At 39.4% G+C, this 16654-nt stretch carries 10 protein-coding genes; 5 read left to right on the forward strand and 5 right to left on the reverse strand.

The genetic code is table 11. From position 1 onward, the window contains the following. From ASF92_RS21300 to ASF92_RS18970, 3 genes are all read left to right on the forward strand, one after another. The coding region (locus ASF92_RS21300) for an NADPH-dependent F420 reductase (RefSeq protein ID WP_369817119.1) at positions 1-424 on the forward strand (424 nt) is incomplete at its 5' end. Positions 425-543: 119 nt separating this feature from the next. After that, complete coding sequence (locus ASF92_RS18965; RefSeq protein ID WP_056097166.1) at positions 544-1218, forward strand: NADPH-dependent F420 reductase; 675 nt, start codon at positions 544-546, stop codon at positions 1216-1218. 449 nt (positions 1219-1667) lie between these two features. Next, positions 1668-3641 carry an ATP-binding protein gene (locus tag ASF92_RS18970; protein WP_056097168.1) on the forward strand — a complete coding sequence of 658 codons (1974 nt, stop codon included), beginning with the start codon at positions 1668-1670 and terminating at the stop codon, positions 3639-3641. Between the two features lie 212 nt (positions 3642-3853). Here ASF92_RS18970 and ASF92_RS18975 read toward each other — a convergent pair whose 3' ends face one another. Continuing rightward, entirely contained in the window at positions 3854-4879 is a 1026-nt protein-coding gene (locus tag ASF92_RS18975; protein WP_056097170.1) for a LacI family DNA-binding transcriptional regulator, read from the reverse strand. A gap of 1615 nt (positions 4880-6494) precedes the next feature. On the opposite strand from ASF92_RS18975, the gene ASF92_RS18980 reads away from it, so the two are divergent. Both ASF92_RS18980 and ASF92_RS18985 read left to right on the forward strand, forming a co-directional pair. Continuing rightward, a complete protein-coding gene (locus tag ASF92_RS18980; protein WP_056097171.1) occupies positions 6495-9650 on the forward strand; it encodes a SusC/RagA family TonB-linked outer membrane protein in 3156 nt (1051 codons plus the stop codon). Positions 9651-9661: 11 nt separating this feature from the next. Next, positions 9662-11239 (forward strand): SusD/RagB family nutrient-binding outer membrane lipoprotein, encoded by a 1578-nt coding sequence (locus ASF92_RS18985; protein ID WP_056097173.1) that lies wholly within the window; start codon positions 9662-9664, stop codon positions 11237-11239. 483 nt (positions 11240-11722) lie between these two features. On the opposite strand, the gene ASF92_RS18990 is transcribed toward ASF92_RS18985, so the two are convergent. The 4 genes from ASF92_RS18990 to ASF92_RS19005 are packed head-to-tail and all read right to left on the reverse strand — an operon-like array spanning position 11723 to position 16639. Continuing rightward, on the reverse strand, positions 11723-12934 hold the full coding sequence (locus ASF92_RS18990; protein ID WP_056097175.1) for an ROK family protein: 1212 nt from the start codon (positions 12932-12934) through the stop codon (positions 11723-11725). 36 nt (positions 12935-12970) lie between these two features. Beyond that, positions 12971-14284: a calcium-binding protein gene (locus ASF92_RS18995; RefSeq protein WP_056097177.1), complete on the reverse strand. Its 1314-nt coding sequence runs from the start codon at positions 14282-14284 to the stop codon at positions 12971-12973. Between the two features lies 1 nt (position 14285). Continuing rightward, positions 14286-14864: a redoxin domain-containing protein gene (locus ASF92_RS19000; RefSeq protein ID WP_056097179.1), complete on the reverse strand. Its 579-nt coding sequence runs from the start codon at positions 14862-14864 to the stop codon at positions 14286-14288. A gap of 56 nt (positions 14865-14920) precedes the next feature. Beyond that, positions 14921-16639 (reverse strand): SusD/RagB family nutrient-binding outer membrane lipoprotein, encoded by a 1719-nt coding sequence (locus tag ASF92_RS19005; RefSeq protein ID WP_056097181.1) that lies wholly within the window; start codon positions 16637-16639, stop codon positions 14921-14923. Between the last annotated feature and the right edge of the window lie 15 nt (positions 16640-16654).

Consider the following 16654-nt stretch of genomic DNA (forward strand, 5'->3'; position numbering starts at 1 on the left):
GGAAAGTGAATATATTTCCGAGTTATTGGGAAGGCCGGTTGTGAAAGTTTTTAATATGTTACTGGGATACACGCTCAAGCATAACGGTAAAGCTGCCGGGGAAAAAGGGAGGATAGCTGTATCTATAGCCGGCGATAATGATGAACATAAGAAAATAGCGGCTGAACTGGTTGATCAAATGGGCTTTGATACTGTAGATGGCGGAAGTCTGGCCTTATCGTGGAGGCAGGAACCGGGAACTCCAGCTTTTTGTACGGAACTAAATGCAGCAGAACTCGAACTGGCACTTCCCAAAGCTGAAAAAGGAAAAGCTCCCGCCAGAAGGGATTATATTATAGACAAATTAATGAAGTTTGAACGACCACCTGCTCACGAAGAAGTCGTAAGCCTGATGCGATCAGGATCAGCGGGAAATTTGATGTAGCTACTTCGAATAGATTCGGGAACCACTTATTGAGTTGCGGCAGATAAAGTGGCAATGGTTTATCCTTAGCATTGAGAACACAGTAAGAACAACTAACATTTAAACTAATATATATTGAAATGGAAATAGGAATAATCGGATCCGGCATGGTTGGAAGTACATTAGCCGGACATTTAACCGCCTTAGGGCATAAGGTGAAAATCGCGAACTCGCGCGGACCGGAATCTTTGGGAGAGCTCGCCGATAAAACTGGTGCGATGCCAGTTACAACTGCAGAGGCGGCAGGCGCGAAAGACATCATCATTGTGGCTGTGCCTCCTACGGCGATGGAAAAACTTCCGGTTGCTATCTTGTCTGCCTCACAGGCAATCATTATAGATACCGGTAACTACTATCCATGCCGCGATGGAGAGAATGTTAAAGATGGATTAACGGATAGTGAATGGGCGGCAAAAGTAATAGGCCACCCTGTTATTAAAGCTTTCAACAATATTTTTTCTACAAGTTTGGATTCAAAATCAAAACCTGAAGGAAATCCTGAGCGTATCGCTATATCTGTTGCAGGCGATCAAGAAGAACATAAACAGGCCGTTCAAGCGCTTATAAACGAAATGGGTTTTGATGCTATTGATGGTGGATTGCTTTCAGAATCCTGGAGACAGCAACCGGGTACTCCCGCCTATTGTCGGGATCTGGATAAGGAAACTTTAGCAGCCGCATTAAAAGAAGCTGATGAAAGCAAGCGTGCTCAATATCTTGAAACGGCTGATGAAGCGATTCGTCCTTTTCTATAGAATTTTGGTACAGAAGCATTAAGTACGATATAAATTTCTATTATTATACATACCTGGAATTCAAAATACGGGTATGTATAATTATTTGTTTAGCGCTGAGCTAAACAGAATATTTCTAAGGGCTTTTTTTATTTTTGGTGGTGCAATTAGTGGTACATACAATATTTAGCGAGTACCACTTACAAACTGTTTTCACCTGGCAAGTAGCATTACCCTTATGTCGGATCAAGAGATTATTGAGTACCAGAATTTTACTAAAGAAATAATAAATGGACTGCTGATAGCGCCTGATTACGCCCTTGGATTCGTCAAAACGAAAGCTGAGAGCAAATGCTCCAACAAATTCCTTAAATCGTCTATCGGAATGGAAAATTGAATCACAAAGTGTATATTTTACAACATCAGCGAGTCTTTCTGATAAAGGCAATTTTTATATCTTTGGTGTTTCCATGAATATCGAAGAACAATCATACCGGGAGGATTTTAGTGGAGAGCTGATTATCCAGGCACTTAAATGCTCGCCGGAGGCAACTGCCATATACACGAATGAAAATATGATCATTCGTTTTGCAAACCAAGGAATGCTGGAGGTTTGGGGCAAGAACCCCACCGTAATCGGGATGTCGCTGATGCAGGCCCTTCCTGAATTGGAAGGACAGCCGTTCCTGGGCCTCCTCCAGGAGGTATGGCGATCTGGCCAGACTTATTCTGTAAGCGATGCGCCGGTCCATGTAAATAAAAACGGGGTCATGATAACTGATTATTATGATTATGAATATAAGGCACTCCTGAACAAGGAAGGCAAAACATGGTGTATCCTGAATACCGCACGCAAGGTTAGCTCGCGACGTGAATATCTGGCTCGGATCCAGCGAAAGGAAGAAAAAGAACAATCTCTACTCGAGGAGATGGCCGCAACAATGGAAGAGCTGAGTTCTACCAACGAAGACCTGAACAGCTCGCTGAAGCTTCTTGAGGAAAGCCGTGAGTACATCAGGACAATCATCGAGCAGGCGCCGGTGGGGATTGCTATGCTACAGGGCCCAGAACATATCATTGAGATTGCCAATCCTGCGATTTTAAAGATTTGGGGACGTACACTTTCAGAGGTCGAAGGACTTCCACATGAATATGCCCGTCCTGAACTTATTGGACAACCCGTAAACAAATGGCTTAACGAGGTTTTTAGAACAGGGAAGCGGCGAACGAATAATGAGTTTTCCGTTAAGCTATTGGACAAGAACGGCTTGCGGGAAGCCATCGTCAATTCGGTTTATCAACCTGTTTTCTCTTCTACGGGATCAGTCAGCGGTGTATTGATTATCCTGGAAGAGATTACCAGACAGGTACTTGAAAGGCGCTCAAATGAGAAAGATCAGCATATGCTTTTGATGGCCGTAGAGGCAGGGGAGCTTGCAACATTTTTTTATGAGCCTAAGACAAACCTTTTCTCCGGCAATGCATTGCTTAAATCATGGTTTGGACTTTCCGATGACCATGAAATCGATTTAAATATTGCATTCTCCAGTATTCTTGAGCGGGACAGGGCTAGGGTAGAGGAGGCCATCACGCAGTCATTGAGCAATTCGTCAGACGGAAATTATTTCATTGAGTACCGCATCCATCATCCCGGGGATCCAAACGGAAGACTTGTACAAGCCCGTGGTAAGGTTTTTTATGACATGGAGGGAACTGCGACAAGTTTAAACGGAACGTTAAGGGACATCACTGAGCAAAAAAAGGATGAGCAAAGAAAAGATGACTTTATGGCCATGGTTAGCCATGAGCTCAAGACGCCACTTACCTCTCTCAATGCATATCTACAGGTTATGCAGAGAAACGCCATACTTTCCGGAGATCAGAAGCTACAGAACACACTTGAAAAATCTGTTAAGCAGGTACGCAATATGACTTCCATGATTAATGGTTTTCTAAATATCTCCCGCCTGGATTCCGGTAAGATGCTGTTAACACAAACCAATTTTGATCTTAAGGCACTGTTTTCTGAACTTGAGGATGAAGTCCTTTCAACGGTGCATACGCATGAAGTTGTTTTCGAGCAACCAGAAACCATTGAGCTCTATGCCGACAGGGAGAAGATATCTCAAGTCATTCATAACCTAATTGGCAACGCAGTTAAATACTCGCCAATGGGCAGCGCTATAATTGTCTCTTATTTGAAACTCGAAGAAGGAAAAATAGGGATCATGGTAAAGGACAATGGGATTGGTATTGAAAAGCAGGACCAGGAGCAAATTTTTGAACGCTATTACCGGATAAAAAACCCTAGCCTGGGATCGATTGCGGGTTTTGGGATCGGGCTTTACCTATGCAAGGAAATTGTTGAGCTTCACAAAGGACAAATAAGGGTTGAAAGTGTGGAGGGAGCAGGATCGACATTTCTATTTGAGCTTCCATTATAGGTGAAGATATCATGGGTGAATTGTCATCACAGATTTACCAGTTACACCTATAGATAAAAAGTCGACTATCAGGGTTTTAATGGAAATAGTCCCGTATATAAGGTTCCTGAGCAGGCCTCTTCTTTATTATAGTATAAATGGCTGTTAGTCTTCAGTTTAATGAAGTCAACTAACCTGGCAAGTGCGACAATTCCCGGACGTATTCTCCCAACCTAATTTTTAGCACCTCCGGCGGTAGATTGCCTGATATTTAATTTGGCTTTAATGTTAAACACTGTATTTGACTGCGCGGTAGTGCCGTTTTCCAGTTTTTTTAGTAGTTCTTGAATAATTTTGGTTCCAATCTCCTCAATTGATTGTTCAATTGCAGTAATCGAAGGTTTAATAAATTCAAGTAACTCAAAATCATCAAAAGAGATAACTGCTTTAGATGTGAGCAATTCCAGGTTGTTTTTTCTTGCTAGCTTTAACCCGTCCATCGTTAAGTAATTCGTGGCAAAAATAACAGCATCGACCTCTTCATGATGTGCCAAAAATTCTCTAATCATCTCTGTGGAATGGTTCGAGTCGAGGTAATCAATTTTTAAAACAAAATGCTCATACTTAGCCCTCCGTAAAGCATTTGTGTAACCATTAAGACGGTCGTGCATTTGGAATTGGGTGGTATTAACCGTTATGAATGCGATTTTTTTGTAACCCTGGTTAATTAAGTGTTCGGTGGCATTTGATGTTGCATCATAGTTATCCGTCAATACATAATCTACTTTTAGTTCTGGTAAATATCTATCAAATAACACAACTGGAATATGAAGGTTTATCAGTTCGCCAATTTCTTCTTCAATGCCCTCAGCAACAGCAATGATATAGCCGTCAACATTGCGTTCTTTATACATGTTTAATATTTCTCGAATCCTTTTATTATGATTTCCTGTGCTGCTGAAAATAATTTTATAACCATAGTCAGCTGCCTTTAGATCAATTACCCGAGCAATTGCGGAGAAGAAGGGTGTGGATATATCATCCACCAGAAAACCAATTGTTTTTGACTTACCAGTTCTTAAACTTCTCGCAAAGGAATTTGGATGGTAATCAAGCTCTTTAACGATATCCAATATTTTTTCTGATAATTTCGTACTAATGTGTTTTTCTTTAGTTTTTCCATTTAAAACAAAGGAGACTGTTGTAATTGACGTGCCACTCAGTTGGGCGATATCTTTGATCGATACTTTTTTTTTCATCTACTTCATTTAATTTTAGTTAATCATTGCTTTATTGTGAACAGACTGGCGCTGGCGATTTGTTGCTGATTGTCAGTTTTGGTTAAAATGCCATTCTCAATTGTGTGACTCATTTTTGATATGAGCATCTGTATTGTGCAGAAACCAGTTGTTTCGATAATCGCTGATAAACCATATAGTATCTAAGTTTTTTTATTTGAGACGTCGAATAACACATCAAATAAATTCAATTCATCAATACCCGAAGATCCATCAGCTTTGATCATATATCGAAATGTTCACATAAGCCATTTTGTGTTTTGTATATCATTTAACTGCATTATGTCGCACGTCTTCAAAATTCCAAAAAGCGTGTTTGATAGCATTCTAGGTGTCTTTTTTTGAAAGAGGTCTTATCTGCTGCATATAAATTAGAGGCAGCCTAATATATAAATTAAACTCAATTTGCCCTCAATTTTTGAAATGGTATATATCATCTGCACGATTAAATCGAAGCTTATTGTTTAAAGTTAACCGCCTTTTTCCTGCAATTTCAATGGTTCTTCACATCTTTAAGTATTGATTATTAATAACATATAAATGCCCTTTCATTTGCTTGTGGACATGAACAGAGAAATTTATTCTTATTGATATTGCTTATATAGTATACTATTTTGCCAATCAGGTTAAATTACGACACCTGTAATTCACAAGAGTTAATTAACAATTAAAACTTTCGAAATCAAATTGCCAATAATATGCTCAACACAGTTATGTTCATACGACTTGGAACTGTGCTGAGTTTTGGAGTGACAATGCGGATGCTTAAGTGGGTTGTTAAATGGTACCATGCGGATAAATCGTCTGGACTTATAAATTTTTTGAATTTAGCAGGCATAGTCTAAGCTTTATACAGAAATCAAGAGCTGTGGTCTATATAAGGATTCAGGAAAAAGCTCTAAGCGGATAGGGTGTTCCCGCAACACCATAAAGAAAACAGGACTATTTAACTGGTAACCATTGCTTGCGGTGAGTCGACAAAGGGTCTTTTAAATAGATTTAGGTTTAATAAAGCAATGTAAAATTTGTTATGAATACACACGTGGGCCTAACACCATCAATCTATGTTTTTAATCTGCCAAAAATGTTTAATGTTTTGCTAATATCAGACAATTATAGTAGTCCCATATCCTCTAAATTAGGTACAAGTAATAAAGGCGTATAAAGAATTGCAGTTAAGAAAAGTAAAATCACCCGGCATAATTTTAAATCATATTGAAAATTAGTGTTCTATTCAGGTTATTTTTTTCAAAACCAATCCATTTTTTCGGTAGCTAATCGCATTTAAGTTCGGTGGTTACCGCATTGAAATTAAGATATGAAGTATTGTCGTAGTAAAATATTAAAATAATTACATTGTATCATTTTTTTTACTAGATTAGGGCGACCAAACACTTAATAGCTGGACCAATATAAAATCTTGAACCAAAATCAGCGAAGGATATGCATCATCTATGAACAGATTGATTTGCGATTCATAAAACGTTTTAGTAAATTTTAACCGGTGGCTATTAAATTATTAACCCGAAAACCATATAACCAAACTAACATTAACAACTAAACCAAACTTATTAAAATGGAAAACATTTCTTCCTATTTTAGTGCCCTGCAGAGAAAAAAACTCGGCACTACCAGTAGCGCTCTCAAAATAGCGTTGTTGAGTATCTCGATCCTAAGCTTGCAGAATACGGCAAAAGCTATAGACGGTGGAAAAAAGAAAATAACCGCCACAGCCATTAAAACCGAAAATACCGGGATAATGGAACATCAACGTTTATTTAAACCCATAACAGGTGTTGTAACAGATGAAACAGGTACACCGCTTCCTGGAGCTACCGTAGTGGCCAAAGGTAGCATTGCCAAAACAGTAACCGATAAAGATGGTAAGTTTTCATTAAATGTTCCAGATAATGTCACCACACTAGTGGTTTCTTACATTGGTATGGAAGCACAGGAGGTTAATGTCCGAGACTTAACTAATGTTACAATAAAATTAATGCCTTCTGGTAGTGCGAACTTATTCGAGGTTGTAGTGACAGCTTTAGGTGTTAAAAGGGAAAAAAAGGCATTAACTTACGCTACGCAACAACTTAGTGCCGTGGAGCTTACTAAGGCTGGTGCTCCGAACTTTATGGAAGCGCTAAGCGGTAAAGCCGCTGGTGTTGATGTGGGTATAAGCAATTCAGGAGTTGGCGGCTCAACAAAAACAGTTTTAAGAGGTTCCAAGTCAATAGCGGGCAGTAGTGAAGCTCTTTTTGTAATTGATGGTGTTCCTGTAGTAAACAACAAAGGTGGCCAGCCCGGCTCTTACGGTGGAACAGATGGAGGTGATGGTTTATCAGCACTTAACCAGGACGATTTTGAATCTGTAACAGTTTTAAGAGGCGCAAATGGTTCCATTTTATATGGTAGCCAAGGCGCTAATGGTGTGATCTTAATAAATACCAAAAAAGGACAAGCCGGAAAAATTGCCATTGCATTAAGTTCTACGACCAACCTCAGTAGTGTAGCTACACTCCCAGAATTCCAGTTTAATTACGGAGCGGTGGGTGGTAATGACAGAAGCTGGTCGAAAACAAAGGGTAATTACCAGACGAATTATATCGATGATTTTTTCCAGACAGGTGTAAATACAATTAATACAGTATCCGTTTCCGGTGGTAATGAGCGTACAACAAATTACTTTTCATATGGAAATAATTATGCCACTGGTGTTGTACCCACAAGTACATATAACAAACACAACGTAACTTTAAGCCAGGAAACAAAATTATTTGATGATAAATTGATTCTTAGTGGAAATGTAAGATTCTCCCATGAAAAATCGAAAAATCGTCCTGGTGCAGGTTATTATAATAACCCATTAACCGGTTTATATTTATTTGCTCGCGAGAGGGATTTCGAAAATTACAAAACAAATTATCAGATATTCGATGCTACCAGGAATTTATTCAGACAAAACTGGTATTCTACAGAGGAAAAACAGAATAATCCATATTGGGAATTATATAATGACCCGAAACTTACCACAAGTAACCGTGTAATTGCGACGGCAAAAGCTTCTTATGCTTTTCTACCGCACTTCAAGTTTGATGTTCGTGGGAATATTGATTACAATGACAGGCTATTGGATTATCGTTACGCTGCAGGCGGTAACTCCGTAAGCGTAAGTACTAACGGAAGCTGGAATCACACGAAGTATAATGACAAAGCCCTTTATGGTGATGCAATATTGAGTTATGATAATAGCTTTGGTAAATTCAGTTTGAACAGTGTTTTAGGCGCTAGTATTCAAGATTATACCTTCAATGATGGCCTATCTTTTGGCAATGGAACGATTCCACTGCAATATCCTAATTTTTTTAGTTATGCAAATCTCCCATACAATCTGGTCATCAATCAGACTTACAGCAGGGTTCAAAAACAAGGTTTGTTTGCCAATGCTTCTCTTGGATTTAAAGATATGCTTTATTTGGACTTGGCTGGCCGTAACGACTATGCTTCTACATTAGCGACGACGGGTAATGATTCTTATTTTTATTATTCAGCGGGTTTATCAGCAATTGTTAGCCAGATGATCAAAATGCCCGAAGCAATTAGTTTCTTAAAGTTAAGAGCATCAACATCAAAAGTAGGTAACGAAGTGCCATACAATATCGTAAACCCTGGTAATACTATAGGCGGTGCGGGTGGTCCGGACGGCATTGGAGGTATTAACAGGAATACCCAGACACCATTTTCTACACTCGTTCCTGAGAAAGTAATAAGTAATGAGATTGGTTTGGAAGCCCGATTCCTGAACGATAGGCTTAATCTCGATTTCACATATTATAAAAATACAAGTACAAACCAGTTCCTATCTTTAACCGCTCCTTCAGGTTCAGGTTATACCTTTTATTATATTAATGCAGGTAAAGTAACCAATCAAGGTTTCGAGTTAACATTTGGCGGAGACCCTATAAAAAATGAGAATTTCAGGTGGAATTCTACACTCAATCTGTCTCAGAATAGAAATAAAATTGTACAATTGATTGCTGAAAATCCTGAATATCAGGTAGGTAGCAATGATGAAGGATTTAATTCAATTATTAAATCAGGGGGATCTTTTAACGATTTATATATTTATAAGCTTGCACGTAACGCAGCCGGACAAATCATATTAGATAATGATGGTAAGCCCACCAGAACAGCTAATCAGGAATATGTAGGGAATTTAAATCCAAATTTCATTACCGGATGGAATAACACATTTACCTACAAGGATTTCAGTCTGAGCGCTTTGGTGACAGCGAAGTTCGGCGGTGTTGCCTTTTCTAAAACGGAGGCCTTTCTGGATGCTTATGGAGTAAGCAAGAGAACAGGAGACCTACGTGATGCGGGAGCAACTATGCCGATAAATGCGATTCGTGGTAATACACCAGTGACATCAATTGATCCTGAAGTGTACTATAGCGTTATTGGTGACAGGAATGGAATTATGGAACCTTATGTGTTTTCCAGAACTAATATTCGTTTAGCGCAGGTTTCACTGGCTTACAATATTCCTATCAAAGGCTCTGCTATTAAATCTGCATCCGTTTCGTTAGTGGGCCGTAACCTATTCTTTTTCTATAAAAAGGCACCATTTGACCCAGAGCAGGCCATGAGTACAAGCAATAGTAATCAAGCAAATGATGTTTTTGCAGTTCCTGCAACCCGTTCGTACGGTTTTAACCTTAAGTTGAACTTTTAATATTTGAAGTAATGAAAAAAATATGTTTAGTGGTGCTTGCCTTGATTTTATTCAATTCCTGCACCAAAAATTTTGAAGAGATAAATACCAATCCAAACCAGATTACAGATAAACTATTAGAACAGGATTTCAATCTGGTAGGTTCTTCCTTCTCAGTGATGTTATTTAATTTAATGGGTCATCAGATTGAAGAAGATTTATGCTATGATAATTGGATGGGTTATATGGGGGCTCCGACACCTTATGTAGGCGGTGTAAATAATACAACATACTATTTGCGTTGGATTGACGCCTATTGGAATCGTGTATATAGCAGTGTGATGTCTCCTTCAAAACAAGTAATTCAGCTTGCACAGGAGAAAAACTTACCATTATTTGCTGATTGGGCGAAATTTGTTAGAATTCTGGCCATATCGAAATTAACAGCTCTGCACGGACCGGTTATTTACTCTAATTATGGCACAGCCGGTTTGGGCTCTATCAAGTATGACAAAGAATCAGATCTTTACAACAGCATGTTCACTCAATTGGACCAGATTGAAGCAAACTTCAAAACCAATCCAACCTACACCGGATTTACGAGGTTTGATCCAAGCTATAAGGGCAATATGGCGGCCTGGCTAAAACTAATTAACTCGGTACGTCTTCGTTTAGCGATGCGTTTGGTAAAAGTAAGCCCGGCTGTTGCAAAAACACAAGGTGAAAAAGCGCTGGCGGATCCTGCGGGCTTGATTAGCACCAATGCCGAAAATTTCTTGATTCCTTTAAACGGTAACGTGATGCCAGTTTCGATGATTAGCTTTGACTGGGGAGACACTCGAATGGGTGCAACTATGGAGTCGTTTATGGTTGGCTTAAAAGACGGACGTATTTCGAAATACTTTAACGAAGTGAGTGATGCAACCTTAGTTACTGACCATCCTGCTTACAAATATAAGGGCATACGAAGCGGCGCATTTATAAATGCCAAAGATGATAGGATTTCTTTCTCAACGGTGAGTAGCGATTTCAAATCGGTGCAAAATAGAAGAGGTTTTACGGCAGCAGAAATCGCCTTTTTAAAAGCGGAGGCTGCTTTAAGAGGTTGGGCTAATGCGGGTGATGCAAAAACGAACTATGAGAATGGCGTTCGCCTGTCTTTTGCCGATTGGGGAGCAGCTGGCGTTGATGCCTATCTTGCAGATGCAACAAGTAAACCAATTAATTATGTAGATCCGAAAGATGCCAGAAATAGTTTTACGGCACTTTCATCCATTACGGTCGCCTGGAATGCTGGTGATTCAAATGAGTTAAAATTGGAAAAAATTATCACCCAAAAATACTTATCTACCTTCACGAATACGTTAGAAGCCTGGGTAGACTTCAGAAGAACCGGGTATCCAAAAATTCCTCATGTCGCGAAAAATGATAGTAGTCCGGACTGGGGAGTAATCACTTCTGATCAGTGGATCAAGCGGCTGGTGTTTGTTCCGGGAGAGCGTACCGGAAATACCGCCGCGGTCGCAGAAGCCTCAACTTTCTTAACTTCCGGTAAAGACGATATCGCCTCAAGATTGTGGTGGGATACAAACACGACAAGTAATTTTTAAGTTATATCGATTTAATATTTTGAAGTGGCCGCCAAATTGGCGGCCACTTCTTTTTTGGCGCTGTGTACGTAATTCTTTGAACAAATTAATTTCAGGCCAACGGTAAAGAAAGTTTATTAAATTGAAAGGATTAGAAAGTGAATTTCCTGATGTTAATGATATAGTGGAACAATAAAATCAATTCAGCAGTTTAAGAACGTGAGCGTATTGAGTTCTGGAAAAAAAGGGGATATGTTATGACTGTGTGTTATTAATAGGCTTGAGGAGCTTATTCTGCAACGGATGATCTTTTATTCTTGTTATAGCTTCCGGACAATAGAACGTGTGGGTAGTAGATGCCAAGTGGTAAATTGAGTATTAACCTTATTTTTTGGTATTACTTACTCTTAATAGCAATGATTAGCTATAGCGACGTCAATAAAATGGGGTATTGATTGAATCGGAATGAAAAAAATCTGGAAAAATTTCATTCCAAGTTGTGATTTACTGCTGGCTAATATTATTTGTTTCAAATAAGCTATTTTCAATCACCAAACTACCGGCAGCAAGCAGTTCTGCTTCATAGCTTAGCGTAGATAATTCAATACTTGTTGAATCTGATATCCGGGGTATACAGAATTCATTGATTGCCTGTTGTATCGAAGGCAAAAGCATCTTTCCAGCCTTGGCACCTCTACCACTCAATACAATGCATTCAGGATTTAAGATATGGATTAACGTCGATAGCCCTTTACCTAATTGAAATGCTGCATGCGATAAAATAGAAATTGCTAGTGGGTCCTGTGCCACAACTGCTTCCAGGAAGTGATCAATTTGCGATGTGCTTTTATCTTTGAAGAGTTGGCTCATGCTCGACTCGGCACCTTCTTCGATTGCTTTTTCAGCTTTCCGGGCCATCACTTTCAGTGATGTATCCACTTCCAGGCATCCTCTTTTGCCACATGAGCATAAGTTATTGGTGTCCGATAAAGGCACATGGCTAAATTCCCCTGCATATCCCCGGCTTCCCCGGTACAAACTGCCATTTATTATGATTCCAAGTCCCGTTCCGGATCCAATATTTACAACCATAACATCACTTAGTTCCCTAGCCTTTCCAAAATTCAGCTCTGCAAGCGCAATAAGACTAGAATCATTTTCTATCATCACTGGAAGCCTAAGGTTTTTCCTGAGGTAGTCTTGAAGCGATGTGCCTTCTTTAACTGGAAGATAGGACGAATTTATTCCCTGTTCAGGATTCACAAAACCAGGCATGCCTATTCCAATACCTAGAATATCTGATCTGTTTAGCTTGGATTTGTCAATACTCTTTCTGATAAACTTAATCAGTATTTCTACATCTTCCGTAGATTTCGAAAGCTCCAAATCCAGGTATTGAACCGGGATCATTGTCTTTCTTGATAAGTTATAAATGGTTAACCTTGTGGTTAACTGTTCCATCGCAACTGCAACCAGATATTTCTGTTGTTTAGGATTTAATACATATATAGATGGCCTTCGTCCGCCCGTGGAAGGAGCAAGTCCTTTTTCCAGGATATATCCCTCCGAAACTAAATTTGATACAACAGTGCGTACCACGGGTAGGCTTTTTTGGGTAAGCGAACTTAAATCTGCAAGTGAAAGGGTTGTTTTATAATAAAAATGTTTGATTATATCGCTTCGTAACCGCTGAGCTTTTTCAAAAATAACTGACATTTAATGGTATTTAGATAAAGTTAGTAAAAAAATTGTCTAGGGATCAAAAACCTTAACCTCATCTCCTTCATTATAGGTTAGAAAAACCAGGAGCATGGTCATCATTTCATCAGTGGATTTCATGTCGTTTGCAGAAAAGACCATTTTTGGCGGGTTGTTGGGATTATTTGGGTTATTCTTTGTATTGTCATAAATTCCCTCAATTGTTAAGATGGAGCCTTTTGGTACTTTTACTAAATTCCTGAATTTATAAATCTCCTGCCATCTGAAGTCCCAGGATGGAATAGATATCAGTTTAATGGTGTCGCCGGCGGCAGTAACAGCATAGGCCTTAAAACTCTTACCCAGGAGATGCATGTGAGGCCATATGTACAGCAGTGACTGGTCCTGGGGCGTTAAGATTTTCAGGTTAAATTTTTTTATGGAATCAGCCTGGATCATAAAATAAGGGTCTATAGATTGCTCACCAACTCCGCCAGAGCCTAAACTAACTACGTTGACCACACGCTTGATGGGGGTTTCCTTAAAAAAGAAATTAATCCCTGAAATGATGTTTTCAGGTTTTGCGATCGGCGCATAATGCACGGTTAGGAGAATCACGCCTCGCTTAGGCATAATCCAGCCCAAATCAGCCGGATAAGATTCAAATGACGTCCCGGGGATCCAACCACCATAATAGGTCATCGTCTTTTTAAAAGGTAAGTATTGATCGTAATTGGTCCTGGATTCATCCGTCAGGTTCACGTAATCGGCACCCGTTTGAATGTCAATGCTATCGGGTACAGGGTGTATGGCAAAATTAGCATGATGTATGATTTTTTTGTTATCAGAAATGAATTCCATAGCCTCAACATTTCTTGAGGAGCCCATTTCGAACGGTATCTTGAATACAATAAACCTTTCCTCATTATCACCTTTAACCATAAAGGCATTTTTCATACTCAGCGTCAAATCCGGTTTCCGGGTATATTGTGTGCCAGATACAAATTGAGGGGATGATTGAATACTCTTTTTCGGTGATCCCTCAGGTGCTTTATTATCAATCCAGTTTAAGATGGTCGTCTTTTCTTTGCTCGTCAACGAACGGTCGTTGGCAAACAGCCTATAATGGTTGTCTGGTTTCCAGGGAGGCATATAGCCCGATTCCACAACTTCTCTTATAAACGAAACCCGCTTAGCTACATCCTGATAAGTTAGTAAAGAAAATGGTCCCGCTTCACCCGGACGATGACAAGGCGAACATTTATTTCGAATTATTGGTGCAACGTGCTCGTGATAAGTGATTTTTTGCCCATAGCCTAATTTTAAAAGTAAGGTAAATAGAAATATTAAAAACGTTTCCTTGCGCATATTATAAATCGTTGATTAGACAACCTACAGGTTTTGTGTCAATGTATTTAAAATTCTCCACGTTAATGTCCTTTAATGCGTCTTCGAGATAATGAAAAGTAATCACCTTTCGTTTTACACCCAAAGAAGCAGGCCAGTTGTCTATAAGGCCGCGATACCTGATTTTACCTTTAGCATCAATCAAAACAGCTTCTGGTGTTACACTTGCCTTCAAAAGCTTCGTTAGTGATTTCTTTTTATCTGAATATATTTCGAAGCCAACATTATTGCTTTGAGCAAAATCCTTAATTTCTTTATCGCTATAGCTTCTTCCCGGTACAACTCCAACGATGTTAACGTTGGGATATTTCTGGCTTAGCTCGTTCAATACCAAAACGTAATTTCTGCTAAGCGGACACTCTGGAGAAATAAATATAAATGCCGTATTTGCCTGTTTGGACAGCATCATTTCATTCTTGATATTGACGATAGCAGATGCCTTAATCTGCTGCCATAAAAAGCTTTTAGGCGCTGGACTTTGACCCAGAACTTTTGTTAAATAGAATAATAAACCTATAAAAATATTCACGTAAATTTTCATAATAAAAAAGAACTCCTAATAAAATTAGGAGTTCTGCTAATGTAAGTAGTATATCTCTATTTTTTATCCCACCAAACTCTTCCGGTGATATCACTTGGACCTTGCCCAAAATCTGGATCAGCCTGCATTATTTTGTAGGCAGCAACGATGTTCTGATAATTCAAGTTCGTTACAGAAGGGAAGGCTAAGCTTGCTCTTCTTGGAATAGCTTGCTCTGTTCCACTGGCTATAATTTTTTCAAGTTTGAGCACTGTAGTTGAGTTAGGCATTCCGGTTCTTTTATATAATGCCCATGCTTCATTTGGCTGCTTAAAGAAGTTCAAATAAGCTTGGCCGATAATTTGATCCAAAGCCCTGGTTGCATCAAATTTTATATCCGGTTTGGCCATGTAGCTGTTTACCTCTGCAGAAGTTGATGCAACATAGCTCAACGCGCCCGTTCTATCTATAATTTGTGCTTTATTGGCCAAATCATCATAAAAGGAGATGGAAGCTGTTACACCCTTGTTGTACCATTCTTCCGCTGATTCAGTTGTTACCGATCGTGCAGCAAGTTCAGAGCGCATAAAACAAACATCTGCGTAAGTTATGAGCGGAAATGCATTAATCCCCTTACCGCCATTTTCTCCTGCTGCAAATAAGCGCGGCTGAAGCATTGATAAAGAATCCATCGCCTGGTTAACTGTTTGTCCGTTAGCGTTTACAACTGATATTGTGATGTTGTTGAAGAAGTTTGCAAAGCCAGGCGCGGCAGAGGCATCCGGGCTCGTTGGAACTCCATAAAACCTTCTGGCATCATAAACAGATGAAGCCGGGATTTTACCCTGAGTTTTTGCGGCGTTAAAGTTAGCCTGCGAAAAAGTGTTCTCCTGATAGAAATACCTCATCCTCGGATCTCCGTTTGTATACATAAAGTCTACAACAGGTTTTGGTGCCCGCAAATTGGCTGCAGACCAGTCGCCGCCATCGGCATATGTAGCATTCGCTCTGAAGACCCAACTTTCCGTAGCAGCATTGATCAATCCCCCAGGTGCAGCCAGAATTTCTAAAACTTTCGTCCTCATCTTAGCAGGATCGCGTTTCATTAACCTCATAGCAATTCGAAGACGAGTTGAGTTAGCAACTTTAATCCAGTTCGCAACATTGCCCTGGTAAAACAAATCACTTGTTCCCAAAGATGTCTGTGCAACTGACGGTGTGCTACTCAAAATGCTAACAGCTGATTTCAATTGAGAATCTAATAATTCAAATAGTGCCTCTTGTGTATCGTATTTAGGGGTTTCCGTACCACCATATCTTACCCGGAAGGCTTCAGTGTAAGGTAAACTTCCACTTACATCTGAAACATAAAAAGCATAATAAGCCTTCACAATATGAGCAATTTCCACTTGAAAAGCCCTTTTAGCCTGTTCGTCGGCTGGTAACTTTTTAATAAGTTCTTCCATGTCCGTCAAGTTGCCTCCAACCTTTGGAAAGAAATTATTATACCTGATGTTTCTGAAACTAGCTGCATCAGAAATGAAAGTTACACTGTTTCCATTCAGTGTAGTTAACATTTGCATCCATGGCATGATCGCTCGGAAATTATCATAATAGGCTTCAAAACGGTCTGCCTGCATGTTAATTACCGAATTCATAAACTGCTGTTCTGGTGTTATTTTGTCTATGATCGATGGATCTGTATTGAGTTCTACGAACTTCTCCTTCTTGCAAGATGCTATAGATATCCCTATCAATGCGGTTAGCATCAGGGTAAGTTTTGTGTTTATTTTCATTTTTAATTCCTTTAA

Origin of the sequence: Pedobacter sp. Leaf176, assembly GCF_001424305.1 — a bacterium.
Classification (GTDB): domain Bacteria; phylum Bacteroidota; class Bacteroidia; order Sphingobacteriales; family Sphingobacteriaceae; genus Pedobacter.